Raw genomic sequence first — 25,083 nt, 5'->3', positions numbered from 1 at the left:
CAGCACGTCCGTCCAGCGACCTCTCCTAGCGGGGCAGCGTGTTCGTCCAGTCCGCCTCGATGAGCGCGTTCGAGTTCCACACCGTGCCCGGCTCAAGCCCCGCCTGGTAACCGCCGGACCGCACGACCACGTGCTCGTTGGCGAGCGGGCGGCCGGTCGCCTCATCGAAGATCAGCCGGTTGTCCGAGACGCCGCCCTGGGGGTACGTCTCGCGTACGGACACCGCCGTGCCCTGCCGTCCCTCGGCGTCGGTGACGCCGGCGGTCACCTCCACCTCGTCCAGGTCGGCCAGCATGCGGAAGGCGGCGCCGCGCACCTCGGGCGTCACCGGCATGTCCATGATCAGGCCCATCGCGACCCTGAACAGCCAGGCGTCGCCGGTCATCTCCTCGCTCGTGGACTCCGTCCCGTGCCCCGCGTACGACGCCATGAGCCACTTCTTCAGCGCCTCCGGCTCGTCCGGCAGCCCGCGCAGGTCCTTCATCGTGACGTTGCGGCCCAGCCAGAACACGTGGCCGTCCACCAGCTTGCTGCTGTCGAACCGCTCCGGGCGCGGCGTCGTCGGCAGCGTGAGCCTGCCCGGCTTGTTCTTCCTGTCCTTGGCGGGCATCCGTACGACGATCTCGGACGGCTTGCCCGCCGCCTCCCACGCCTGCCTGTCGGCGTCGGTCATCGGCTGCACGCCCAGCGACCGCGTACGCCACCACTGCTCGCCCTTGGGATCGGCGGGCGTCCACTGCTCGCTGCTCGACCGGTCGACGACGCGGTAGCCGTCCTCGGTGACGTACACGTTCCTGCTGATCGTGACACTGTGCCAGAAGTCGCCGCGACCCTCCACCTGCCGCCCGGCCTTCTCGGCAGCGGCCAGCAGCACGTCACGCGCCGACAGCCGCACCGTGGGGGCCTGCTCGGTCGGGGTCTGCTCGGTCGGGGTCTGCTCAGTCGGCACCGCGTGCCACACCTCGGGGTCGGGGGGGACGGTCGTGTTGCCCGCCACGACGATCGCCACCGCCGCCGCGGCGGCCACCGCGCCCGCGAGCCCGAACCCCCACACCGGCCGCGCCACACGGCTGCGCCCGCGTCTCGGCTCGCGCGGCCGCGCCATCGCCCTGGCCAGCTCCACCGCCCGGGTCTGCTCGTCCACCTGCCGCTCATCGAGATGCGCGGGCCTGGCCGCCCGGAGCTCCTCCATCGGGTTCATGACCACTCCTCGCTGAGATTCCGCACGTGGGACCGCTTCGGCGCCGGCTCCGTCTCCATGGCCTGCTTCAGGCGCTTGCGGGCGCGGTGCAGGCGTACGCGGTAGGCCGCGGGCGAGCAGCCGACGACCCTGGCCGCCTCCTTCGGCGACAGGCCGTGCCAGGCGACGAGGACGAGGATCTCCCTGTCGTCCTCGTGCAGCGCGGCCAGCGCCCGCAGCACCCCGAGCCGCTCGGTCACCTGCTCGGCCACGTCGCCCTCGGTCCAGGCCCGCAGCTCGGCCGCGAGCGCCTCGCGGCGCAGCTCCGCGCGTACGTTGTCGCGCAGCACGTTCCTGGCCACGCCGAGCAGCCACGGCAGCGCGGGCTCCGGCACGTCGTCGAGCCGCCGCCAGGCGATCGCGAACGTCTCGCTCACCACCTCGTCGGCGACCTGCCGCCCGGCGCGACTGACCACGTAGGCCCACACGCGTTGCCGGCATGCGTCGTACATGCCGGTGAACCGGTGCGCATCATCCGCCACCGCCCAGCCCCCTCGTTCGGACATCGTTTCTTCCTGACACCGGGAAGTGGTCCGAACCGCCCCCTTGTTACCGCCTTCTCAGAAAAAGAGCTATTCGCCCGCGTACAACCGGTGCAGATCCACCAGCTCCACGTCCCGCCGCCCGCGCGCCGCCTCCACCAGCTCGCCCGTGAACCCCGCCCTGCCGAACAGCAGCAACTTGGGCGGCCCGTCCACCCGATCGTCGGGCAGCAGCGCGCGCAGGTGCTCCAGCCGCTGGAGCTGGGTGGTGTCCATGGGAGCGAGCGTGCCCGTGGCCTCGCCGATGGCGGTGATGCGATCCCGCTGCGACGAGGCCGTCTCGGTGACCACGACGTCGATCTCATGCCCGCGCCGGTGCGCCTTGCAGCTCACCTCGCTCGGCCGGACGGCGCTCGCGAACCCACCCAAGGTGTCGCCCGAGGCGTGCAGGAAGCACCACTCGCGGACGAGGTCCTCGAAGTGCGGGCCGTAGATCTTGGACGCCACCGTGTCGGCGCTGGACCGCCAGACCTGCGCCGCCCTGCCCGCCACCAGCTCGGGCTCGCGCCGCTGCGTGATGAGCTGGTGCAGCCGGACGACCGGCTCATTGATCCGGTAGACGCTGCGCTTCTGCCGCAGGGCGTCGTCCACCTGCTCGACCAGGCCGATCCCGCGCAGACCTGAGAGCAGGTGGCCCAGCGCGCTGACCGGCCGTCCCAGGGCCGCCGCTATCTCCGTGCGCCGGTGGTTGCCCGCGCTGATGGCGGCCAAGACGGCGGCGTACGAGCTGGGGTCGGCGATCGACGGCTCCTCACGCAGCAGCAACCCGCCCTCGCGGAACATGGCCGACGCCGGGTTCAGCAACCGGCGCTGCACCCAGCGGTCGAAGGCGTCGATCCCGTCAGGCCCCGCGCCACCGCTCATCTCCCGGTACGCGGGTGTGCCGCCGACCAGGGCGTGTACCCGGAAGGCCAGCTCAGGATCCGCCGTCAGCCCCCAGAACGCGCCGGCGTCCCTGAAACCGAAGGGGCGCACCACGAGCTCGAGCACCGCCCGCCCACGTAGGGGCGCGCCGCCGCCTAGCAGCTCGGCCATCGTGATGAGCGCGCTGCCACAGAGGATCAGGCGCGTGCGGGTGCGCTCCTTGGCGTGCCCCGTCGGGCTGAGCGCCTGCTGCAGGTACGACGGCAGCGCCGGCGTGGCCGCGACCAGGTAGGGGAACTCATCGATGATCACCGGAACGGCGCGCTCTTCCCCGAGGCGGAGCAGCTCGTCGAGCCCCTCCCGCCAACCGCCGAACGAGACAGGCTGCCGCAGCCCGCGATGGGCGGCGTAGGCGGCGCCGAGATCGGCGAGATTCTGGGGCTCGCTCTGCTGGGTCGCGGCGAAGAGCAGGCCACCGGTCGCCTGCGCGAGGAGCTCGAGCATGAGCGTCTTGCCCTGGCGGCGCCGGCCGTACACCAGCCCGAGAGTGGCGCCCATGGTGGGTGCCGCGACGAAATCGGCGAGCGCCTCCCACTCCTCGTCACGCCCGAACAACCGCTCCGGCTTCTCCACACCTGACTCCCCGATGCCGACAATGATAGGTGCAGCTATCATAGCTGTACCTATCATTGTCAGCTCGAACGTCGAGAGAGCACGCAGCCACAAGCACGGCCGCTCGCCCAGTCGGCCCCAGCACCGCTCAAGCGGCCTGTTCAGGGAGCGGCTGTCCGATGGCGGGGATGATCACATGACGCCGCCTGTCCTGCGTTCTCCTGGGCGAGTGCTGCCTCGCGTTCGAGGGAGATGTCCCGGAGGAGCGCGGTGTTCTGGTAGAACGAGCGCTTCTTGGTGATCTTGCCGTTCACCACGTCGACCAGTTCGAGGACGGTCATCGTCCATGGGGTGCCGTGAAGGTCGATGCCGCTGTTCGTGGCGACCACCACGACTCGGGTGGGGCCGTCGGCGATGAGCTCGTCGATGCTGATGGACGACATGTCCAGGCCGGTCAGCTCGTGCATGCGATGCCTGGCCGGGCCGATGTCGGCTCCCTTGTGGACGCCGCTGTCGGGGTGGCCCCAGTTCAGCTCCACCTCCTGCTCGTCGGTCAGCTCCTTGATGGGTGGGCGTAGAGGGCCCACCGCCGCCACGGGCAACGGGTGGGAGACCAGTCGCCGGGGGCGTGGGGTGCGCCGGGAGGCGCCGAAAAGCAGAACTGCCTGAGTTCACTTGCGCAAAAGCGCTCCAGAGCGAAGACCTTTTTGCTCGGAGCACCGAAGCCGAAGGGGCGGGTGAGCGAAGCTCACCCGCCCCTTCGGCGTGATCGGCTACTTGGCGTTCGCCTTCAGGTAGTCGCTGTTCATCTGCGCGATCGTGTCCAGCGGAATCCCCTTCGGGCACACGGCCGTGCACTCACCGGTGTTCGTGCAGCCGCCGAACCCTTCGGCGTCCATCTGGTCCACCATGGCCTTGGCGCGGGAGAGCCGCTCAGGCTGACCCTGCGGCAGCAGGGACAGGTGGGTGATCTTGGCGGCGGTGAAGAGGGAGGCGGAGCCGTTCGGGCAGGCCGCCACGCACGCGCCGCACCCGATGCAGGTGGCCGCGTCGAAGGCGGAGTCGGCGTCCTCCTTGCGCACCGGGACGCTGTGGGCGTCCGGCGCGGACCCGGCCGGTACGGAGACGAACCCGCCCGCCTGGATGATGCGGTCGAACGCGCTGCGGTCCACGACGAGGTCCTTGACGACGGGGAACGGCGCGGCCCGCCACGGCTCGATGGTGATCTCGGCGCCGTCCTCGAAGTGGCGCATGTGCAGCTGGCACGTCGTGGTGGCGCGCTGCTCGCCGTGGGCGACGCCGTTGATGACCATGCCGCACATGCCGCAGATGCCCTCGCGGCAGTCGTGGTCGAAGGCGATCGGGTCGTCGCCCTCCAGGATGAGGCGCTCGTTGAGCACGTCCAGCATCTCCAGGAACGACATGTCCGGGGAGACGTCCTCAACCTTGTACGTCACCATGCGGCCCTCGTCCGAAGGGCCCTTCTGACGCCAGACGCGTAGGGTCAGGTTCACTTGTAGCTCCGCTGGGTCATCTTGACGTACTCGTACTCGAGCGCTTCCTTGTGCAGGACCGGCCCGTCGGGGGTGTGCTCCCAGGCCGACACGTGCGCGAAGTTCTCGTCGTCGCGCAGCGCCTCGCCGTCGGCGTCCTGGGACTCGGCCCTGAAGTGGCCGCCGCAGGACTCGGTGCGGACGAGGGCGTCCAGGCACATCAGCTCGGCCAGGTCGAAGAAGTCGGCCACCCGGCCGGCCTTCTCCAGCACCTGGTTGAGCTCCTCGGCGGTGCCGGTGACCTTGACGTTCTGCCAGAACTCCGCGCGCAGCTCGGGGATGCGATCGAGGGCCTTGCGCAGCGACTCCTCGGTGCGCTCCATGCCGCAGTAGTCCCACATGAGCTTGCCGAGCTCGCGGTGGAAGGAGTCGGGCGTCCTGGTGCCGTTCACGGACAGGAGCCGGTCGATCTTGTTGCGGACGCGGATCTCGGCCTCGGCCACGGCCTCCTCGTCCACGTCGCCGAACGGGCCGGCGGCGAGGTAGTCGCCGATGGTGGTCGGCAGCACGAAGTAGCCGTCGGCCAGGCCCTGCATCAGCGCGGACGCGCCGAGGCGGTTGGCCCCGTGGTCGGAGAAGTTGGCCTCGCCGATGACGAACAGGCCGGGGATGGTGGACTGCAGGTCGTAGTCCACCCACAGCCCGCCCATCGTGTAGTGGACGGCGGGGTAGATGCGCATCGGCACGTCGTACGGGTTCTCGCCGGTGATGCGCTCGTACATCTCGAAGAGGTTGCCGTACTTCTTCTCGACGGCGTCGCGGCCGAGCCGGTTGATGGCGTCGCGGAAGTCGAGGTAGACGCCGAGCCCGCCGGGGCCGACGCCGCGGCCTTCGTCGCAGACGTTCTTGGCGGCGCGGGAGGCGATGTCACGCGGCACCAGGTTGCCGAAGGCGGGGTAGATGCGCTCCAGGTAGTAGTCGCGCTCCTCCTCCGGGATGTCGCCGGGGGCGCGGGTGTCGTTCTTGCGCAGCGGCACCCAGACGCGGCCGTCGTTGCGCAGCGACTCGGACATGAGCGTGAGCTTCGACTGGTACTCGCCCGACACGGGGATGCAGGTCGGGTGGATCTGCGTGTAGCAGGGGTTGGCGAAGTACGCCCCGCGCTCGTGCGCCCGCCAGATGGCGGTGGTGTTGCAGCCCTTGGCGTTCGTGGACAGGAAGAACACGTTGCCGTAGCCGCCGGTGGCGAGCACGACGGCGTCGGCGTAGTGGCGCTCGATCTCGCCGGTGACCATGTCGCGCACGATGACGCCGCGCGCGCGGCCGTCGGAGACGATCAGGTCGAGCATCTCGTGCCGGGTGTGCATGGTGACGGTCCCGGCCGCGACCTGCCGCTCCAGCGCCTGGTACGCCCCGAGCAGCAGCTGCTGCCCCGTCTGGCCGCGGGCGTAGAAGGTGCGGGAGACCTGGGCGCCGCCGAAGGAGCGGGTGTCGAGCAGGCCGCCGTACTCGCGGGCGAACGGCACGCCCTGCGCCACGGCCTGGTCGATGATGTTCACCGAGACCTGGGCGAGGCGGTAGACGTTCGACTCGCGGGCGCGGAAGTCGCCGCCCTTGACGGTGTCGTAGAAGAGCCGGTAGATCGAGTCGCCGTCGCCGCGGTAGTTCTTGGCGGCGTTGATGCCGCCCTGGGCGGCGATGGAGTGGGCGCGGCGCGGGGAGTCCTGGTAGCAGAAGGACTTGACGTTGTAGCCCAGCTCGCCGAGCGTGGCGGCGGCGGATCCGCCGGCCAGGCCGGTGCCGACGACGATCACGTTGAGCTTGCGCTTGTTGGCCGGGTTGACCAGCTTGGCGCTGAACTTGCGCTTCTCCCAGCGCTCCTCGATGGGCCCGGCGGGAGCCTTGGTGTCCTGGATCTCGGGGCCTTCGGTGTACTTCACTTGACTACTCCGAACGTGATCGCGAGGGGCGGGGCCAGGAAGCCGATGACCAGCACGGCCGAGACGAGGCCGGCGGTCGCGCGCAGGACGCGGTAGCGGCTGCGGTAGGCCCAGCCGAGCGTCTGGAAGCCGCTCCAGATGCCGTGCCGCAGGTGGAGGCCGACCATGACGACGGCGACGAGGTAGATCAGCGTCACCCACCACCGGGAGGGGTCGAAGCCCGCGATCATCCGGTCGGCGGGCTCCGAGTTGAAGCCCTTGGGGTTGACGACTCCGAAGGTCAGGTCGAGCAGGTGCCAGATCACGAAGAGCACGATCGTCACGCCACCCCACCGCATGATGTGCGTGGTGTAGCCGCTCGCCTGGGACTTCTTGGCCACGTACTTGACCGGCCTGGCCTTGCCCGCGCGGCGGGAGAGCGAGATCGCGGCCCACATGTGCGCGACGACCGAGACGACGAGGACGATCTCGACGAGGGTCAGCAGCGTGCGGTAGGGCGCGATGGGCTCCAGCAGGGTGCGCAGCGCGTGGGCGTACTCGTTGAAGGAGTCACGGCCGAAGAAGATCTTCAGGTTGCCGAGCATGTGGCCGACGAGGAAGAGCACCATCACGGCGCCCGTGACGGCCATGACGACTTTCTTGCCGTTGGACGAGCTGAGGAACCCGCCGGGCTTCTTGCCCGTCGGGGCTTTCTTGGGGGCGGAAACAGGCGCGGTGGCGGACCCGCGCTCTATCGTGGCAGTCACAACGCAAAAGCTAGGTATCCAGCAATGATCCGTCCAAGTCATCGTGGGTCTGGTTTCGATAGCTTGCGGCTATGATGTGGGTCGGTGCGGCTTTCTCGAAGTTCCCTGCACGCGCCGATGCGAGGAAAATCACATGCAGTTTCAGCAGCTCGCGTACTTCGTGGCGGTCGCGGAGGCCCGTCACTTCACGCAGGCGGCCGAGCGCATGCGGGTCGCGCAGCCGTCGCTGAGCAAGCAGATCAAGGCGCTGGAGGAGGATCTCGGCGCCCGGCTGTTCTCGCGGGCGCGCGGTAACGTCACGCTGACCGCCGCGGGTGAGGCGCTGCTGCCGCTGGCCCGCCGCATCCTCGCCGACGCCGACACCGCGCGGCAGGAGGTGGCGCAGCTCGCGGGGCTGCGCAGGGGCCGGGTCCGCCTGGGCGCGACGCCCTCGCTCTGCGCCGGGCTGATGGCCGACGCGCTGGCCCGCTTCCACCGCTCGTACCCGGGCATCGAGCTGCTGGTCGAGGAGGGCGGCTCGCGTGACCTGGTCAGGGCACTGGCGAGGGGGCAGCTCGACCTGTCACTGATCATCATGCCGCTGCAGAGTGACGACCCCTCGCTCGTCACCCAGGAGATCCTGCGCGAGAACCTCGTCGTCGTCGCGCCCGCCCACGAGCCGCTGAAGCGCCCCTACCTGCACATCGAGGACCTGCGTGGACGGCAGATGGTGATGTTCAGGCGCGGCTACGACCTGCGCGAGGCGACGCTCGCGGCCTGCCGGCAGGCGGGGTTCGAGCCGCGGTTCGCGGTGCAGGGCGGCGAGATGGACGCGGTGCTGCGTTTCGTCGAGGCCGGGCTGGGCGTGGCGGTGGTGCCGTCGATGGTGCTCGACGGCCGTCCTGGGCTGCGCGGCACGCCGCTCGCGCCACCGGGCCTGAGCAGGACGATCGCGCTGGCCCACCGCAAGGACGTCGAGCCCACGAGGGCCGCGCAGGCCTTCAGGGAGACGATCCTCTCGTACGTCGTCGAGGCCGGGCACGACGGTACGCTTCCGGAAGGGGTCGAGCTCATCGCAGAATGAGCATCTAGGGCACACCATTGGGCACCGCACTCCCTGAAGAGGTGTTTTGACCGCCAATCTCTCCGAAACGCTGACGTTGCTCCTCATCGAGGATGACGACGGTGACGCGTTCCTGGTCGAAGAGCTGCTGAAGGAGGCGGTGGCGCCGCCCCGGATCTTCCGTGCCCGCAGCTTGAGCGAGGCCAGGCGCAAGCTGACTCCGGAGATCCAGTGCGTGCTGGTCGACCTCTCGCTGCCGGACGCCAGCCGGCTGGAGGCCCTTGAGGAGGTCATCGCGCTCGCGCCGTTCACCGCCGTGCTGGTGCTGACCGGTCTCAGGGACGTCCACGTGGGCGTCACGGCCGTCCAGGCGGGCGCGCAGGACTATCTGGTCAAGGGCGACGTGGACGCGCGGCTGCTGGCCAGGTCCATCCGTTACGCGATGGAGCGCAAGCGGGCCGACGTGGCGCAGCTCAAGCTCGTCCAGGCGGAGCTGACGGCCAAGGAGAACGCGCGGCTGGAGAGCGCGCTGCTGCCCGACCCGCTGCTGCGTACGCAGGAGATCGAACACGTCACCCGCTACCTGCCCGGCAGCGGCGGCACGCTGGCCGGCGACTTCTTCGACACCGTGCAGACCCCCGACGGCGCGGTGCACCTGGTGATCGGCGACGTCTGCGGCCACGGCCCCGACGAGGCCGCGCTGGGCGTGGCGCTGCGCATCGCCTGGCGCACGCTGGTGCTGGCGGGGCAGACCGGCGACACGCTGCTGCGCACGCTCGACGCCCTGCTGCGCGCCGAGCGCCAGGCGCCCGAGATCTTCACCACGCTGTGCATGGCCACGATCTCTCCCGACCTGCGCCACGCGACCATGCGCGTGGTCGGCCACCCGCCGCCCGTGCTGGTGCGCGGGGGCACGGTGGAGGTGGTGGACGGCACGCCGTCGGGGCCGCCGCTCGGCATCTTCCCCGACGCGGCGTGGTCGGTCATCGACGTGCCGCTGGGCGACGACTGGTCGATGATGCTCTACACCGACGGGCTCATCGAGGCGGCCGTGCACGAGCCCGGCCCGCTGCTCGGCGTGGACGGCCTGGTCGAGCTGGTACGCACCCACGGCGTCATCGACCTCGACGGCCTCATCAGAGACGTCGGCACGCTCAGCGACGATCTGGCCGTGGTCATGTTGAGGAGGAGGAGAATGTGAGCATCCACCCGCTCCCTCCGCCGAAAGAGCCCACGGGTCTGGGCCGGCTGCCGCTCGCCCGCTGGTTCCTGCTGGTCGCGATACTCGCCGGGCTCATCTTCGCCGCCGGGGTGGCGACGGTGATGACGATGACCGCCAAGACCACCGAGCTCAACCCGCGCCCCGAGGTGGCCGCCCAGGTCGACCGGCTGATCGTGGCGCTGATCGTGGTGTTCGTGCTGCTGCTCGCCTGCGGCGCGGGGCTGGTGGTGATCGTCAGGTACGCGGTGCTCAAACCCATCGCCCAGCTCACCGACCACGTACGCGCGGTCGCCGCCGGCGACTTCGACCGCGACCTGCACGTCGACCGGCCCGCCGAGCTGGCGGAGCTGTCCAGCCACATCGACTCCATGCGCGACCGCATCCTGTCGGCCTGGCGGGTGGCCAACGACCAGGCGGAGGAGCTGCGCAGGTCGAACGGCGAGCTGGAGCAGTTCGCGTACGTCGCGAGCCACGACCTGCAGGAGCCGCTGCGCAAGGTGGCGAGCTTCACCCAGATGCTGGAGCAGCGCTACGGCTCCCAGCTCGACGAGCGGGCGAAGCAGTACATCAGCTTTGCGGTCGACGGCGCCAAGCGCATGCAGCTGCTCATCAACGACCTGCTGGACTTCTCCCGGGTGGGCCGGGTCACCGGCGAGCGCACGGTGACCGAGCCGGGCGCGGCGCTGGACCGGGCGCTGGACAACCTCTCCGCCACGATCGAGGACACCGGGGCCACCGTCACCCGTGACGAGCTGCCTCCGGTCATGGGCAACCACCTGCAGCTCACCCAGCTCTTCCAGAACCTCATCGAGAACGCCGTCAAGTTCCGCTCGGAGGAGCCGCCCCGGGTGCACATCGGGGTCAGGCGCGACGGCGACATGTGGGAGTTCAGCTGCTCCGACAACGGCATCGGGGTCGAGGCCAAGTACGCCGACCGCATCTTCCTCATCTTCCAGCGCCTGCACGCCAGAGACGTCTATCCGGGGACTGGCATCGGACTGGCCCTGTGCCGGAAGATCGTCGAGTATCACGGCGGACAGCTCTGGCTCGACGGCGAGGACACCGAGCCGGGCGGCCACGGCGCCACGTTCCGCTGGACGTTGCCGGCGGCGGGAGACGGACGATGAACGGATGGCGGCCCATCGAGGTGCTCCTGGTGGAGGACGACCAGGGGGACATCCTGCTGACGAAGGAGGCGTTCGACCTCAACAAGGTGCGCAACCGGCTCAACGTGGTCAACGACGGCGAGCAGGCGATGGCGTTCCTGCGGCAGGAGGGCGAGTACGCCGACTCGCCGCGCCCCGACCTGATCCTGCTCGACCTCAACCTGCCGCGGATGAGCGGGATGGAGGTGCTGCGGGAGGTGAAGGCGGACGCGGTGTTGCGGACGATCCCGGTGGTGGTCCTGACGACCTCTGAGGCCGAGGAGGACATCCTCCACAGCTACCGCCTCCACGCCAACGCTTATGTCGCGAAGCCGGTGGATTTCGAGCAATTTATCCGGGTTGTCCGGCAAATAGATGATTTTTTCGTGACGGTGGTTAAGTTGCCGGCACAGGGGCAGCGCCTCTGACGCGGGTACGTGACAGGAATCACAGCAAGTCATCGAAAAAGTGAGTGACCCCGCTCACAAAAAACGATCCTGTCGTCGTAACGTATCCCCCACCAACGCGCGCCCGAGCGGATCCCGCCGTGTGAGCGCGCCCAGCGAAACGAAACCACGGACCCCCTGCGCGAAGGGATCCGCGGGAGGTGGAGAGGTCCGCGATGACCCAGACGACGCCCGAAGCTCCGGTCCGACGGCAGCGTGCGCAAGTCAGAGTGCGCACCCTGCGAACAGACAGATGGTGGCTGGCCCCGCTCGTGACATTTTTCGGGCTCGCCTCCTTCCTCGTCTACGGCGTATGGGCGATCATCGACAACAGCATCTTCGTCGATCCGTACATCGCCCCGTTCGCCTCGCCCTGCCTGGCGGCGGTGACGTGTCCCGAGGGGGCGCAGCTGTTCGGGTGGGCGCCGATCGGCGACTGGTACACGCTGTCGCCCGGCCTGCTCATCCTGGCGCTGCCCGGCGGGTTCCGGCTGACGTGCTACTACTACCGCAAGTCCTATTACCGCTCGTTCTGGCTCTCGCCGCCGGCCTGCGCCGTCCAGGAGCCCCACGGCAAGTACACCGGTGAGCGCCGCTTCCCGCTCATCCTCCAGAACGTGCACCGCTACTTCTTCTACGCGGCCATCGTGATCGGCCTCGTCCTGGCCTACGACGCGGTGCTGGCGCTCGTGCACAAGCCGCTCGGCCTCGGCAGCTGGATCCTGATCGCCAACGCCGTGCTGATCAACGCCTACACGCTCTCGTGCCACTCCTGCCGGCACATCACGGCCGGGCGGCTCAACCACTTCTCCCGTCACCCGCTGCGCTACCGGGCCTGGACGTTCGTCTCCAAGCTCAACGCCAAGCACCAACCCCTCGCGTGGGCCTCGATGTTCTCGGTGATGGGCGCCGACCTGTACGTCCGCCTGGTCGCCAAGGGCATCATCGCCTTCCCGTACGCGTAAGGACAGCTTTCACAGTGGAAAACACGCACAACACAGAGCGCCACGAGTACGACGTCGTCGTCATCGGCGCCGGCGGGGCCGGCCTGCGGGCCGCGATCGAGGCCCGCCAGCAGGGCAAGCGCACGGCCATCGTCTGCAAGTCGCTGTTCGGCAAGGCGCACACGGTCATGGCAGAGGGCGGCGCCGCCGCCGCGATGGGCAACGTCAACCCCGACGACAACTGGATGGTGCACTTCCGTGACACCATGCGGGGCGGCAAGTTCCTCAACAACTGGCGGATGGCCGAGCTGCACGCCAAGGAGGCTCCCGACCGCGTGTGGGAGCTGGAGGCGTGGGGCGCGCTGTTCGACCGCACCAAAGACGGCAAGATCAGCCAGCGGAACTTCGGCGGGCACGAGTACCCACGGCTCGCACACGTGGGCGACCGCACCGGCCTTGAGCTCATCCGCACGCTGCAGCAGCGCGTCGTCGCGCTCCAGCAGGAGGACTACGAGACGCACGGCGACCACGAGGCCTACATCAAGGTCTTCGCCGAGTGCACGGTCACCCGGCTGCTGAAGGACGGCGACGCGATCTCCGGCGCGTTCGGCTACTGGCGCGAGACCGGCAACTTCGTGCTCTTCGACGCGCCCGCCGTGGTCCTCGCCACCGGCGGCATCGGCAAGTCGTACGTCGTGACCTCCAACTCCTGGGAGTACACCGGCGACGGCCACGCCTTGGCCCTGCTGGCCGGCGCCAAGCTGATCAACATGGAGTTCATCCAGTTCCACCCCACCGGGATGGTCTGGCCGCCCTCCGTGCGCGGCATCCTCGTCACCGAGTCCGTCCGCGGCGACGGCGGCGTGCTGCGCAACTCCGAGGGCAAGCGCTTCATGTTCGACTACATCCCCGAGGTCTTCAAGGACAAGTACGCGACCACGGAGGAGGAGGGCGACCGCTGGTACACCGACCAGGCCAACAACCGGCGCCCGCCGGAGCTGCTGCCCCGTGACGAGGTGGCCAGGGCGATCAACGCCGAGGTGAAGGCCGGGCGCGGCTCACCCCAGGGCGGCGTCTTCCTCGACGTGTCCACCCGGCTGCCCGCCGAGGAGATCAAGAAGCGGCTGCCGTCGATGCACCACCAGTTCAAGGAGCTGGCCGACGTCGACATCACCGCCGAGCCCATGCAGGTGGGCCCGACCTGCCACTACATCATGGGCGGCGTCGAGGTCGACGCCGACACCGGCTCGTCCAGCGTGCCCGGCCTGTTCGCGGCCGGCGAGGTGTCCGGCGGCATGCACGGCTCCAACAGGCTGGGCGGCAACTCGCTGTCCGACCTGCTGGTCTTCGGCCGGCGGGCGGGCGCGGGCGCGGCCTCGTACATCGACTCGCTGCCCGCCCGGCCCAAGGTCGCGGCCGAGCAGGTGGAGACCGCCAGGGAAGAGGCGCTGGCCCCGCTGGGCCGCAGCGGCGAGAACCCGTACGAGGTGCACCACGAGCTCCAGCGGACGATGAACGAGCTGGTCGGCATCATCCGCAAGGCCGAGGAGGTCTCCGAGGCGCTCGGCGTGGTCGAGAAGCTCAAGGAACGCGTCCGCATGGTCGGCGCGGCCGGCTCGCGCATCTACAACCCCGGCTGGCACCTCGCGATCGACCTGCGCAACATGGTGCTGGTGTCGGAGTGCGTGGCACGCGCCGCGCTCATGCGCGAGGAGAGCCGCGGCGGGCACACCCGCGACGACTTCCCCGGCATGAGCCCGGAATGGCGCCGCAAGCTGCTCGTCTGCTCCACCGAGGACGGCTCGACGGTCAACGTGGAGGTGAAGGTCCAGCCGCCGATGCGCGACGACCTGATCAGCCTGTTCGACCGGGACGAGCTGAAGAAGTACCTCACCGACGATGAGATGGCCGAATTCGACAGGATAGCGAAGACGTCATGAGCTACAAGGCAAAGTTCAAGGTCTGGCGCGGTGAGGGCGGCGAGGGCCGGCTGGAGGACTTCACGGTCGAGGTGAACGAGGGCGAGGTCGTCCTCGACATCATCCACCGCCTCCAGGCGACCCAGGCACCCGACCTCGCCGTACGGTGGAACTGCAAGGCTGGCAAGTGCGGCTCGTGCAGCATGGAGATCAACGGCAAGCCGCGGCTGGGCTGCATGACCCGGATGTCCACCTTCGAGGAGGACGAGACCATCACGGTCACGCCGATGCGGACGTTTCCGGTCATCAAGGACCTCGTCACCGACGTGTCCTACAACTACCAGAAGGCCCGCGAGGTGCCGTCCTTCACGCCGCCCGCCGGCGTGCGGCCCGGCGAATACCGGATGAAGCAAATCGACGTCGAGCGCTCGCAGGAGTTTCGCAAGTGCATCGAGTGCTTCATGTGCAACAACGTCTGCCACGTCATCCGTGACCACGAGGAGAACAAGACCAACTTCTCCGGTCCCCGGTTCCTCATGCGGATCGCCGAGCTGGACATGCACCCGTACGACGTGGCCGACCGGCAGGAGGCGGCCCAGCAGGAGCACGGGCTCGGCTACTGCAACATCACCAAGTGCTGCACCGAGGTCTGCCCCGAGCACATCAAGATCACCGACAACGCGCTGATCCCGATGAAGGAGCGCGTGGTGGACCGCAAGTACGACCCGCTGGTGTGGCTCGGCAGCAAGATCTTCCGGCGCGGCGCCGACACCACCAAGCCGTAACTCACCGAGCCGAAGGGCCGGTGACCCCCGCGGGGGTCACCGGCCCTTCGTCGTCTGCAGCCCTGCACGCCCGCGCCCCTTAGGAGCTCCACGCTCCCTCAGCCCGCATCCTCAGGGCCCCGCGCCTTCTCGGCCATGCGCCTTCTCGGCCCCGCGAACCCTCGGCCCGAGCGCCCAGCGCTCACCGGCTCCGCGGGCTTTCGGCCCGGCGCCTCGGGCGCTTCGCTACTTCTTCTTCCTGCTGAAGAAGCGGCGCTTGGAGTCGGGCATCTCCTTGGTCGGCTCCTGCGGCTGAGCCGCCCGCTCCTGGGCCGGAGCCTCCGGCTGAGGATCGGGCCGGGGCTCGGGCTGGGGCGGGAGGGGCTGGATGGCCGTCGCCTCGCCGTCGGCGGGCACGTACGGCGGCGGCTCGTAGTCCTTGGCCGGCTCGAACAGCCCACGCTGGTGCTGCTGCCACGGCTCCGAGTCGCCCGACTCGGCCGCCGAGGCCGGCCCGAGCGGCTGGTCCTGGTCAGGATCGTACGGGCCGGCCCCACCCGGCGGGATGTCCGCCGCCACCGGCTCCGGCGGGATCAACGGCTCGAACGGGTCACGCTCACGGGACGTCGGCGGCTCGCTGTAGGAGTCGAACTCGTCCGGGTGCAGCACCACCGGCTCCTGCGGCGGCTCCGCGTAGGGGGTGGTGGGCTCCTGCACGTACCCCTGCGGCGGGTAGGGATGGTGGGGGTCGTACTGGGGCGGGGCGGCCGGTGGGTAGGTCTGCACCGGCACGAAGCTGATGATCGGCGCGTACGCCGTACCGCCCGGGTAGCCGGGAGCCGCGAAACCCGCCGTCGCGTAGCCGGGTCCCGCCGGGTAACCGCCGGGGGGCATGGCCGCCGCGTCCGGGGGCAGCTGCGGCCCCGCCTTCCGTACGGCGGCCGCGTGGGCCATCCTGCGCAGCCGTCCCTCGAAGATGAGCACCGCGAACAGCGCGAGCAGCACCAGCACCAGCGCCGGGATGCTGAGCTTCTGCGTCAGCGTGCGCTGGTCGTACTCCGGGGCCGCCTGCCGCAGCTCCAGCGGCACCTCCTCGGTGGAGGCGGCCTGCGTCTGGCTCGGGGGCGTCTCCGGGGTGGTGGCCGCGTCGGTCGGCGCGACCGTCGGCAGCTCCACCGACGCCTCCGACGTGGGAGTGGTCGGGGTCACCGGGGGGACCTGGATGTCCTCCTGCGTCGGCACCGGCTGCGGGGCGTGCGTGGGGGTGGTCTGCGGGGTGGGCGTGCTCTTGGTCTTGGTCGGCTTCGGTGTGGCCGTCTTGCTGGGAGTGGCCTTGGTCGGGGTCGCGGTGACGGTCTTGGTGACCGTCGTCTCCGGCGCCTCCTCGTCGCTCTCGGGCGGCGGCGGCTGACCGGCGGTGGCGGTGACCGTGACGGTGACGTCGGTCTCCGGCGGGTCCAAGTCGCACACCTGACCGGCGTCACACCCCTCGATGGGGTCCATCGCCACGGAGGCGCTCGCGCTCTGCATGATGAACGGCGCCGCACCGGCACCCGACAGGGTGAGTGCGAGGACGATAGCGGACACGGCCGTCACTCGTGTGCGTGCCACCGGTGCCCTCCGCGTAGTCCCGAAACCTTGGTCAAGGGAATACTAGTCGGGTCAAAGTAACAGTAAAGACGAAATTAGAACACCTTTCTCCGGTTACGCCACTTTTGTACCGTGACAACGAGCCACAAGCCGCTCATCAGCACGGCGATGGCCGCCACGACCAGGGGAAACGCCTTCGGCCCATCAATCGGGCTCACCCACGCGACCGGCTTGACCGGCTTCGTCCGTACGCCCATTTCCCACGGCAACGGCGCTTCACCCCCCGGCAACCCTCCGTCCCCCACAACGCCACCCACCGTTCCAGGCACACCTCCAGCCGCCACACTGGGAGCCACCCCAGGCACGCCATCGGGCGCGGCACCCAGGGCACCACCTGGCACAGGCACCGCCTCCGGCATCACTAGCCCCGCCGCACCCGCCTCATCACCACTCACGCCCGCATTCCCGGCCACCCCGGCGGCGGCCTCCCCCACCACGCCCACGTTCGCGCCTCCAGTACCCGGCCGCGCCGCCGCACCGGGCTTCGCCTGGTTCCCCGTGCCGGCCACCGCACCAGCCCGCACTCGCTTCCCCGCGCCGGCGCGCGCCACGTCGCTCTGAACGGTGGCCGTTGCGGGGCCGGTCGCGGTTCTGCCGGTGCGGGTCTGGGGTGGGCCCTGGGCGGCTCGGGTGTCGGTGGGTCTCAGGCGGTGGGCGGGGCCGCTGAAGGTGGCGGCGTCTCCTGCGATCGGTCCACGCACCTGTACGGCAGCCGTCCTGCTCATGGTCGTCAGCTTCTTGCCGTCCCGCATCCTGGCCACGGCGGCGACCACCACCTGCCCGGCCCCCTCCGGCGCCCGCACGGTCACGTCGACCGCCTTCGTCCCGGACACCTTCCCCAGCGCACAAACCCGCGCCCCCGGCACCAGCGCGCCGTCCGGCAGAGCTTGGACGTGCTTCGCGTCTTCCAGGACGGCCTGAGCGCTTGCCGCATCCGCCGACGAGGCCATCCGGGCGGCGCCGGCGGCGGTCAGGGCGCGTGCGGCCAACGCCCCCGCCGCGACCGTGCGACCCGTCACCTGCACCTGATCCACCGGCACGGCGCCCACCTCAGCGGCCCGGTGCCCGCCTCCCGCCGCAGACTGACCCGCACCCGCGACCGGCGGCACCGCACCAGAACCGCCCGCAACCACCCCAGAGCCCGCCCCGGCCGCCGCAGCGCCGGCCGCAGCCGTCCCAGCCGCACCAGAACCTGCCCCGGCCGCCGCATGACCGGCCGCAGCCGTCCCAGCGGCCGTGGAACCGGCCGTGGTCACGCCGCCTGAGGCCGCCGACAGTGCGGCGGTCTTCGTGTCGGGAGGTGTGGCACACGACACCTCGGTCAGGGCTTCGGCCGGGTCGGCGGCGACCGCCACCCGTGTGCCCCTGGCCATCCCGTTCACCCGCACCCGGAACCGTTGCGTGTCCCCGGTCCTGACCCACTTGCCGACGTCCTCGGCCCCGTTCACCCGCTCAAGCACCAGCGACACCCCGGTCGCCGCCACAGGCACGGACGGCACCGCCACCAGGGTCAACACGCCGGCGACGATCCACCCACGCCGCATCGCTCCCCACTCCCCCGCCGCGACAAATTACTCGTAGTAATCATTGTGTCACAGAGAGGAACGGCCTAATCCTCCGGGAGCAGATTCTCCACCGCCCGCATGATGGGCAGATCAGCGGAAAGCCAGGCGACGTCGTAATACTCGCCCGGCCCGAGCCAGCGCAGCGCCAGATGTTCCTTGGCCACGGGCTCCCCGGAGGCGAGGGAGCAGAGCCAGACGCGCATGACGTACCCCTCGGCGAGCGGCCAGTCGGCGCCCACCCGCAGCCCGACCGCGACCTCGACCTCGAGCTCCTCCCGGCACTCGCGGACGAGCGCCGCCTCATCGCTCTCCCCGGGATCCACCTTGCCGCCGGGGAACTCCCACCCACCGGCGAGCGCGGCGGGCTCGGCGCGCTGGGCGGCCAGCACCCGCCCGCCGGGGGCCACGATCACGGCGGCGACGACTGTTCTCATAGAGCAGGATTCTGCAGCTTCTTCAGCTGCTCCAGCACATCGGGGTTCTGCAGGGGACGGGTGAAGCCGACGCGGTTCTGGCGGGCCTGGTAGCTGGTGACCTTGATGGGCCCGCACAGCCGGCACCGCGCCTCCAGCATCTTGCCCTTGGAGACGACGAGCCCGACGTGCCCGGGATTGTTCGGCGACGTGCCCGGCCCGGAGTTGAAGAACACCAGGTCACCCGGCTGCTCCTCGCCCGCCCTGATCTTCACGCCGAAGGGCCACTGCCCGAACGTCGTCCGCGGGATGGACAGCCCCGCCGACCGGTAGGCCGCGTAGATGACGCCGGAGCAGTCGAACGCGTCGGGCCCCGTGCCGCCCCACAGGTACGGCTTGCCGCGCTGCGCCAGCGCGAACTGCAGGATCCTGGCCACCACGTCACTGGGCGCCGCCTCGACGAGGGGCTCGTCGCAGTCCTCCGACGCCTGCGGCGGCACCTTGACCTCACCCGACTTGGCGTACTTCCTGGCGATCTCCTCGACCTGGTCGACGTACCACCAGGCGCGGTTGTAGACGAACAGCGCCTGCCGCACGTTCTCGGGCGCGCCGTTGCGCTTGAGCATCTTGGCGGCGCCGAGGATGGCGTCGGCCGGGTTGTAGACGTCGCCGACGCCGTCACCGTCGCCGTCGGATGCGTACCCGTTGAACCTGGACGACATCGCCACCCTGGCCTTGCCGCCCCACGTGGAGATCAGGAACTGCATCGGCCCCGCCGCGCCCGCGTGGTTGGTGCCGCTCTTGACGCCGGGCAGGTCGGACCTGCCGTGGTCGGTCTCGCGCTTGCCGACGGCGGCGAGGATGTTCCACTGGACGCCGATCTTCTTGCCGTGCTCCTTGTAGAGCTCCAGGTAGTCCTCGGGGATGTCGGAGGTGGCCGAGTCGGAGACCTCCTCCACCTGCGCCTGGTCGTCGCAGTCGACGGTGGTGCCGCCGTTGCTGAGGAACGACGGCATCGACATGAGCAGCAGCGGCGAGACGACGACCGCGACCAGGAGCAGTAACCCGGCCAGGCCGACGAGCAGCGCGATACGGCCTCGTGTGAGCTTCACCCGGAGGTGTCTCCCTCCTGGCCCTCGGTGGACGGGAGAATGTCGTAGATCCGCCAGTCGCTCCCCGACTGGCTGACCGTGACGGCGTACTCCTCGCTCGCCTGCTTGTCGCCGCTCTGCGCGGCGATCTGCCGGGTGGCGGTGACGACGAAGACGATGGAGTTCTTCTCGACCTGCCTGATCTCCTTGAGATCGGCGGTGGCGGTGGAGACGATCTGGTCGTTGCGGTTCTGCTCGACGGTGCCCGCCGAGGTGAGCGTCCTGGCCAGCGTGTTGCCGAGCTCGGGCGTGGTGTACGCCTTAAGCCTGGCCGCGTACGCCGCCGGGTCCTCGTCGAAGCGGAAGGTGCCGTACTCGGCGGTGAACCGCTCGGCCAGGTCCGCCGCCGCCGCGAGCTGCTCTTTCGACATCGGCAGGTACGAGTAGACGTCGAACGGCGCCGCGCTCGCGGTCGCCAGCGGTGTGCTGGACACCACGGCCGAGCTGGTCGCGCGGGCCGCCGGCGGCTCGGCGGGCTCCTGGTCGGGCGTGTCGGGCCACATCGTCAGGTAGATGCCGACCGCGGCGATGACCACGACGACGGCGGCGAAGGCCACCCCCCGCCTGTCACCTGGCTGCGCCATGTCTTAGTCCTTGTCGGGGTTGTTCGGCTTGAGCCAGAACGGCACGGAAGGGCTGTCACCTCCGGAGCCGCCGCCGTCGCGGCTGCTGCGCAGCCAGAGCGGGGGTGCCTCGGAGGTGCGGGAGGTCGGCTCGTCGGAGCCGAAGATCCTGGGACCTGGCGAGGTGCCGCCGCCCGACCTGCCGCCGCCGCCCGTACTGGACGAACCGCCGAACAGCCCGCCGCCGCCGGACCGCGACCCGTTGCCGCCGCCCGAACCACCCGACCGCGACCCGCCCGACCGCGACCCGCCGCCGCCGAACAGCCCGCCACCCGAGCCGCGCGAACGACCGCCGCCGCCCGAGCCGCCCGACCCGCCGGAGCCGCCGAAGCGGGAGCTGCGCGTGCCGCCGCCCGCGCTGCGGGTGCCGCCCGCGGAGCCGCCGCGCCTGGCCCAGCCGCCGCCGGACGCCCCGCCGAACCAGCCGCCCGACCCGGCCGCGGCGCCGGAGCCTCCCGAAGCGCCGTTCGTGGTCGGGCCGCCGACCCGGGGACCGCCCGCGGCGGGACCCCGCGTACGTCCCTGACCGCCGCCCAGGTTGAGCGGCGGCGCGGTGCCCCTGCGCGGCTCGGGAACGACGCGCCCGGCCGCCTTGCCGCCCTGCTGGTCGGTGTCGAGGGGAGCCGCCGTCGCCGGTACGCGGGTGCCGGAGGCCGTGCCCTCCCCTTCCTCCCCGCGTACGCGGACCTGCCCGGCCGCCATGGAGCCGGCCGCCGAGGCCGCCGCGCCCGTGCCGCTGACCGCGCTCGCCGCCCTGACGATGGGCTCGGCCTTGCGCAGCCCCCAGCGTCCGATCCTGGCCGAGGCGACCGGCGGCAGCACGCCCGCCGACCGCTCGAGCACCGGCGAGCTGGCCGCCTCGCCCAGCATGCGGGTGGTGACCGTGTGACCGCTCATCGAGGCGAACAGGTGCTGGAACGGCCGCCGGTAGAAGAACACCGCGATCGTCAGCAACGCCATGAACAGCACCTGCATGCCCCACGGCATGGCGGTGGAGATGATGAGCGCGTACCCGTAGATGAGCACGCTGAGCACGATGGTCAGCACGGCCTGCCGCAGCAGCGTGCCGATGAGCATCTCGACCCAGCGCATGGCGATGATGCGGCCGCTGCCCGGATGGACGCCGATCAACAGGAAGATCGGCCCGAGTATCAGGAGCAGCAGGAAGCCCACCTTGAGCACCAGCAGCGAGACCGCCACGAGGAAGATGAGCAGCCCGGCCACCAGCGCGGCGATGAACGCGCCCACGGCCACGCCGAGCCGGTTGGACCAGTCGCGTCCTGAGAAGGTGGCGTAGCGGGGGTCGTTGCGCAGCTTGTCGGCCAGTTCCGCGTATTCCGACTGGCGGGCTCCCACGTCGGGTGCCGCCTGCCCGGCGACGGCCTGCGGGACCGACTGCATCTCCAGCACCTTGCGGCCCCAGTCGCGCACGATGGGCTGCTGCGGGTCGGCGGTGCCGAACTGGCCCACCAGCCACGGCTTGCAGACCAGCGTGGACCACAGCGCGTCGGCGTTCTGGTCGACGCCCGGGGTGCCGGTCTGCGCGTAGCCGCCCGCCTTGACCTGCGCGTCGGCCTGGCCGGGCGGCTGCAGGCAGGACGCGCCGCCCGCGCCCGGCAGGCCGGCGAAGGCCGAGTTGACGACCTCGCCCGTCTTGTCGGTGACGACCTTGCCGAGGCCGGTGAAGTCGCCGGGCCGGCTGAAGAACCAGACGGCCACGGTGACCGCCAGCACCATCCAGATGACGCCCTCTGCGGTCGTGGTGGCGCGCTTGCGGATCAGGCCGTACCAGGCGAGCCAGATGGCGCCGAGGATGACGATCGGCCGGAGGAAGGGCCAGTACATGGCGTTGGACAGGTTCGTGACGATGTCGTCCACGACGTCCTTGATGGACTGGAGCGGTCCCTCGGTCGCCGCCGCCTGGTACGTCGTGATCGTCAGCCGGTCGACCGCCTTGGCCGCGGTGAAGATGCCGTTGGCCCACATGTTGCCCAGCACGGCCACGTAGTCGGAGCAGGTCAGCTCGTGCGTGTGCCAGAACTGGCCGCTCATGCCGAACTGGGCGTAGTTGGTGGTCGCCGCGGGCTGGGCGCCCTCGGGCACCGGCGGCTGGATGAGACCGTCGACGCCGCTGCCCACCATCTCGGGCGACAGCGGGCCCGACAGGTCACACGGGGCCGCCGCGACCGGCGTGGACACCGCCCCCAGCACGATCGGCACCATCAGGATGCCGGTGACGAGCGCGAGCGTCAGCGCGAGTCGTCGGGATAGCCGGATCTTCATGACCGTACCTCCTGCGCCCTGCCCACGCCCCCTTGAAGATCATCATGCCCGGCGCCGTCGGGTTTGTCGTGTGTCGGGTTCGTGTCGAGCCAGCGGAGAAGTTCCTCGGAGATCAGGTCTACTCCGATGCGGCCCGCCCTGCCATCCAGATCGCGGAATACGCATTCGCCGTTGCCCAGCGAGCGCAGCACTGCCTTGTGCTCCTCCGACGGCTCCACCCCGAGCAGGGACATGACGTGGTCCACCTCCACCCGTTCGGTGGACCTGAAGGCGAAGACCGACGACAGGCAGTTGGTCACCTGTTCGTTGAGCAGGTCTCCGGCGTTCTGCGAGACCAGGACGAGCGCCGTGTTGCGGGAGCGGCCCATCCTGCTCACCTCGGGCACCAGCTTGGCGCCCTCCGGCGTGGACGTGATCGCCCACGCCTCGTCCAGGAAGATCGCCTTGGGCGCGCGGCGGTCGAGCCCGTTCATCAGCCGGCGGGCGAACTGGGAGACCAGGTAGAGCAGGGCCACCGAGAGCCGCTGCTCGTAGGAGTAGTCCTCTCTGCCGGTGGTCACGTCGGGCAGCGTCAGGCCGCCCAGCGTGAACACCGTCGTCCACCCCTCGGTGTCGATCTGCTCGCCGCCCGACGGGTCGAAGCAGAGCCGCGCCAGGTGCATCTCCGACATCGAGCGCAGCACCGCGCCGAGGTTCTTCGACGCGGCGTCGTCGGCCCGCTCCAGGTAGTCGACGACCTTGCCGAGCGACGGGTCGGGGCCGTTGGAGACCGCCGCGACCGCCTGGATCATCGCCGACTCGCGCTCCTCCGACATGCGCGGCAGCAGCAGCCGCAGCGTCTCGGTGGCCATCGTCTTCTTCGCCGCGATGTCGTCGCCGAACGAGAACGGGTCGAGCAGACCCGGCGCCGCCGAACCGAGCGGGATCACCCTCGCCTTGCGCCCGCGCTTGTCCAGCAGCTGCACCAGCGACTCGGCGTCGCCCTTCGGGTCGATGACCGCGACCGTCACACCGCGCAACGCCATCTGGTAGATCATCAGCAGCGCCAGCGTGGTCTTGCCGCCGCCGGGCTCGCCGGTGATCGCGATGGCCGTCGGCCTGTTACGGGTCGCCGCCACCAGCGGGTCGAAGTGCACGATGCTGCGCGCCCTGCCGACCGTCTCCCCGATGTACGGCCCCAGCCAGCCCTCGCTGCCCTCGCCCAGCCGGTCGCCGAGATCGACCGTGGCCGTGGCCATGCCGCCCGCGATCGTGCGCAGCGGCTGCCGCTGGGCGTAGGCGTTGACCCTGACCTTCTCGCCCGGCAGCGCCTCGCAGAACAGCGAGAACTGGTCGCCCGTCGAGTTGACCACGTCGATGCCCATGTCGCGGTAGTGCTCCACCACCGCCTCCACCCGCTGCACGCAGATGTCCTCGGTGGGGGCCGAGATGATCAGGCGGTGCCAGCCGTACACGAAGGGCAGGCGCTCCTTGGTGATGCCGTGCTCCAGCATGCGGGCCGCGTCGATCTGCTCGGCCAGCGCCAGCGGCGCCTCCGCGCCCGCCTCCCTGATGTGGTGGTCCATGTCGCGGGCGTGCGCCAGCTTGCGCGCCACGTCCTTCGACGCCTTCACCGGCGGGATCAGCCGCATCCGCGAGGAGACCTCCACCGGGAACGGCAGCTGGTCCGCGAAGTGCATCCACGGCTCGCCGTCGGGGAACGGCATCAGGTCGGGGAAGCGCGCGAACGACAGGTGCGCGACGTACGAGTCGCCCTGGGGCTGCACGATCCGCAGCAGCGACCTGCCGTTGTGGATCTCCCCCTCGACCAGCGACTCGATCTCGCCCCTGCCCCAGCGTCGCCGCGGGCTCGCCGACGGCGGCGGATCACCGAGCGAGCCCGCCGCCGCGTGCTGGAACAGCCACGCCACCTCCGTCGAGGTGGCGTGCCTGGCGTAGAGGGCGCTCGACGCGAGCGCCCTGCCGAGCCGCTCGGCCGACTCGGTCCACCGGCCGATCTCACTTTCGGGTACGTGGTCGTCCTCCATGCCCAGCGTCTTCTCCGTCTTCTGGTAGAAGCCGAAGAGCTGGGAGAGCACGCCGCTGCCGAGCTGCTTGCCGCGCGGGCCCAGGCGGACCCCGAGATAGACCTCCTTGGTCCAGAAGTCCTTGGCCCAGACGTGCCGGTACATCTCCTCGAGGTAGTCGCGCCAGCCGGGGCCCTCGTCGGAGGTGGCGTTCAGCGCCATGGCCCACTCCGCCGCCGGATAGGTGCGGTGCGCCACCCGCAGGTGGACCTCGGCGTCGGGCATCCTGATCGCGGCCAGCGCGATCGTGATGTTGGTGGCCAGCGCCTCGCGCTCCTCCGGCGTGACGAACTCGTAGCTGACCGTGGGAAGGCGGAAGTACGCCCATGCGCAGGTGTCCGTGAGCAGGATGCGGTCGTCGAAGTAGCGGACCGCGAGGCGCTGATGCGCTCGGGACGCCCTGCTCATGCCGC

General features: G+C 70.3%; 21 protein-coding genes. 7 read left to right on the top strand and 14 right to left on the bottom strand.

The features are described 5' to 3' along the window. Positions 1–25: 25 nt before the first annotated feature. The 7 genes from AB0K18_RS26955 to AB0K18_RS26925 form a co-directional block, all read right to left on the bottom strand. Complete coding sequence (locus tag AB0K18_RS26955) at positions 26–1,201, bottom strand: CU044_5270 family protein (RefSeq protein WP_364919233.1); 1,176 nt, start codon at positions 1,199–1,201, stop codon at positions 26–28. After that, a complete protein-coding gene (locus AB0K18_RS26950) occupies positions 1,198–1,746 on the bottom strand; it encodes an RNA polymerase sigma factor (RefSeq protein WP_364919231.1) in 549 nt (182 codons plus the stop codon). The genes AB0K18_RS26955 and AB0K18_RS26950 overlap by 4 nt, the downstream gene beginning before the upstream one ends. A 66-nt stretch (positions 1,747–1,812) precedes the next feature. After that, positions 1,813–3,279: an ATP-binding protein gene (locus tag AB0K18_RS26945; RefSeq protein ID WP_364919228.1), complete on the bottom strand. Its 1,467-nt coding sequence runs from the start codon at positions 3,277–3,279 to the stop codon at positions 1,813–1,815. Positions 3,280–3,419: 140 nt separating this feature from the next. Continuing rightward, positions 3,420–3,845 (bottom strand): hypothetical protein, encoded by a 426-nt coding sequence (locus AB0K18_RS26940; protein ID WP_364919226.1) that lies wholly within the window; start codon positions 3,843–3,845, stop codon positions 3,420–3,422. A gap of 186 nt (positions 3,846–4,031) precedes the next feature. Next, on the bottom strand, positions 4,032–4,772 hold the full coding sequence (locus AB0K18_RS26935; protein ID WP_345389981.1) for a succinate dehydrogenase/fumarate reductase iron-sulfur subunit: 741 nt from the start codon (positions 4,770–4,772) through the stop codon (positions 4,032–4,034). Continuing rightward, positions 4,769–6,691: a fumarate reductase/succinate dehydrogenase flavoprotein subunit gene (locus tag AB0K18_RS26930; RefSeq protein ID WP_364919224.1), complete on the bottom strand. Its 1,923-nt coding sequence runs from the start codon at positions 6,689–6,691 to the stop codon at positions 4,769–4,771. The genes AB0K18_RS26935 and AB0K18_RS26930 overlap by 4 nt, the downstream gene beginning before the upstream one ends. Next, a complete protein-coding gene (locus tag AB0K18_RS26925) occupies positions 6,688–7,437 on the bottom strand; it encodes a succinate dehydrogenase cytochrome b subunit (RefSeq protein WP_364919221.1) in 750 nt (249 codons plus the stop codon). Before AB0K18_RS26925 ends, AB0K18_RS26930 begins: the two co-directional genes overlap by 4 nt. A gap of 133 nt (positions 7,438–7,570) precedes the next feature. On the opposite strand from AB0K18_RS26925, the gene AB0K18_RS26920 reads away from it, so the two are divergent. The 7 genes from AB0K18_RS26920 (at position 7,571) to AB0K18_RS26890 (ending at position 14,940) form a co-directional block, all read left to right on the top strand. Next, positions 7,571–8,500: a LysR substrate-binding domain-containing protein gene (locus AB0K18_RS26920; protein ID WP_364565647.1), complete on the top strand. Its 930-nt coding sequence runs from the start codon at positions 7,571–7,573 to the stop codon at positions 8,498–8,500. Between the two features lie 46 nt (positions 8,501–8,546). Further along, a complete protein-coding gene (locus AB0K18_RS26915; protein ID WP_364919218.1) occupies positions 8,547–9,680 on the top strand; it encodes a fused response regulator/phosphatase in 1,134 nt (377 codons plus the stop codon). After that, entirely contained in the window at positions 9,677–10,828 is a 1,152-nt protein-coding gene (locus tag AB0K18_RS26910) for an ATP-binding protein (RefSeq protein ID WP_364919215.1), read from the top strand. The genes AB0K18_RS26915 and AB0K18_RS26910 overlap by 4 nt, the downstream gene beginning before the upstream one ends. Beyond that, positions 10,825–11,274 (top strand): response regulator, encoded by a 450-nt coding sequence (locus AB0K18_RS26905; RefSeq protein ID WP_364919212.1) that lies wholly within the window; start codon positions 10,825–10,827, stop codon positions 11,272–11,274. The genes AB0K18_RS26910 and AB0K18_RS26905 overlap by 4 nt, the downstream gene beginning before the upstream one ends. A 194-nt stretch (positions 11,275–11,468) precedes the next feature. Further along, on the top strand, positions 11,469–12,257 hold the full coding sequence (locus AB0K18_RS26900) for a hypothetical protein (RefSeq protein ID WP_364919210.1): 789 nt from the start codon (positions 11,469–11,471) through the stop codon (positions 12,255–12,257). A 14-nt stretch (positions 12,258–12,271) separates the two neighbouring features. After that, the gene (locus tag AB0K18_RS26895) at positions 12,272–14,176 is read left to right on the top strand and encodes a fumarate reductase/succinate dehydrogenase flavoprotein subunit (RefSeq protein WP_364919207.1); all 1,905 of its coding nucleotides are present in this window, start codon (positions 12,272–12,274) and stop codon (positions 14,174–14,176) included. Further along, complete coding sequence (locus AB0K18_RS26890; protein ID WP_364919204.1) at positions 14,173–14,940, top strand: succinate dehydrogenase/fumarate reductase iron-sulfur subunit; 768 nt, start codon at positions 14,173–14,175, stop codon at positions 14,938–14,940. The genes AB0K18_RS26895 and AB0K18_RS26890 overlap by 4 nt, the downstream gene beginning before the upstream one ends. Before the next feature lie 225 nt (positions 14,941–15,165). Here the strand turns inward: AB0K18_RS26890 and AB0K18_RS26885 are convergent, their stop codons facing one another. From AB0K18_RS26885 to AB0K18_RS26855, 7 genes are all read right to left on the bottom strand, one after another. Continuing rightward, positions 15,166–16,530, bottom strand: a complete 1,365-nt coding sequence (locus AB0K18_RS26885) for a hypothetical protein (RefSeq protein ID WP_364919202.1) — start codon at positions 16,528–16,530, stop codon at positions 15,166–15,168. A 74-nt stretch (positions 16,531–16,604) separates the two neighbouring features. Next, positions 16,605–18,086 (bottom strand): hypothetical protein, encoded by a 1,482-nt coding sequence (locus AB0K18_RS26880; protein WP_364919199.1) that lies wholly within the window; start codon positions 18,084–18,086, stop codon positions 16,605–16,607. Between the two features lie 92 nt (positions 18,087–18,178). Further along, a complete protein-coding gene (locus AB0K18_RS26875) occupies positions 18,179–18,568 on the bottom strand; it encodes a (deoxy)nucleoside triphosphate pyrophosphohydrolase (RefSeq protein WP_364919196.1) in 390 nt (129 codons plus the stop codon). Then, on the bottom strand, positions 18,565–19,659 hold the full coding sequence (locus tag AB0K18_RS26870; RefSeq protein ID WP_364919194.1) for a bifunctional lytic transglycosylase/C40 family peptidase: 1,095 nt from the start codon (positions 19,657–19,659) through the stop codon (positions 18,565–18,567). The genes AB0K18_RS26875 and AB0K18_RS26870 overlap by 4 nt, the downstream gene beginning before the upstream one ends. After that, positions 19,656–20,282, bottom strand: coding sequence for a hypothetical protein (locus AB0K18_RS26865; RefSeq protein ID WP_364919192.1), 627 nt, complete (start codon positions 20,280–20,282; stop codon positions 19,656–19,658). Before AB0K18_RS26865 ends, AB0K18_RS26870 begins: the two co-directional genes overlap by 4 nt. 3 nt (positions 20,283–20,285) lie before the next feature. Further along, the gene (locus tag AB0K18_RS26860; RefSeq protein WP_364919189.1) at positions 20,286–22,604 is read right to left on the bottom strand and encodes a type IV secretion system protein; all 2,319 of its coding nucleotides are present in this window, start codon (positions 22,602–22,604) and stop codon (positions 20,286–20,288) included. After that, positions 22,601–25,078, bottom strand: coding sequence for an ATP-binding protein (locus tag AB0K18_RS26855; protein WP_364919186.1), 2,478 nt, complete (start codon positions 25,076–25,078; stop codon positions 22,601–22,603). The genes AB0K18_RS26860 and AB0K18_RS26855 overlap by 4 nt, the downstream gene beginning before the upstream one ends. Positions 25,079–25,083 lie beyond the last annotated feature (5 nt).

The sequence above is a fragment of the Nonomuraea sp. NPDC049421 genome (assembly GCF_040677005.1).
Classification (GTDB): Bacteria; Actinomycetota; Actinomycetes; order Streptosporangiales; family Streptosporangiaceae; genus Nonomuraea; species Nonomuraea salmonea.
Note: the sequence above shows the minus strand (reverse complement) of the source record. Positions and strands in the feature narration are given on the sequence as shown.

Coding starts and splice junctions, on each gene's coding strand:
- AB0K18_RS26865 (WP_364919192.1), bottom strand. CDS start 20,282: ATGGCGCAGCCAGGTGACAGGCGGGGGGTGGCCTTCGCCGCCGTCGTC.
- AB0K18_RS26855 (WP_364919186.1), bottom strand. CDS start 25,078: ATGAGCAGGGCGTCCCGAGCGCATCAGCGCCTCGCGGTCCGCTACTTC.
- AB0K18_RS26890 (WP_364919204.1), top strand. CDS start 14,173: ATGAGCTACAAGGCAAAGTTCAAGGTCTGGCGCGGTGAGGGCGGCGAG.
- AB0K18_RS26955 (WP_364919233.1), bottom strand. CDS start 1,201: ATGAACCCGATGGAGGAGCTCCGGGCGGCCAGGCCCGCGCATCTCGAT.
- AB0K18_RS26950 (WP_364919231.1), bottom strand. CDS start 1,746: ATGTCCGAACGAGGGGGCTGGGCGGTGGCGGATGATGCGCACCGGTTC.
- AB0K18_RS26875 (WP_364919196.1), bottom strand. CDS start 18,568: ATGAGAACAGTCGTCGCCGCCGTGATCGTGGCCCCCGGCGGGCGGGTG.
- AB0K18_RS26860 (WP_364919189.1), bottom strand. CDS start 22,604: ATGAAGATCCGGCTATCCCGACGACTCGCGCTGACGCTCGCGCTCGTC.
- AB0K18_RS26900 (WP_364919210.1), top strand. CDS start 11,469: ATGACCCAGACGACGCCCGAAGCTCCGGTCCGACGGCAGCGTGCGCAA.
- AB0K18_RS26905 (WP_364919212.1), top strand. CDS start 10,825: ATGAACGGATGGCGGCCCATCGAGGTGCTCCTGGTGGAGGACGACCAG.
- AB0K18_RS26920 (WP_364565647.1), top strand. CDS start 7,571: ATGCAGTTTCAGCAGCTCGCGTACTTCGTGGCGGTCGCGGAGGCCCGT.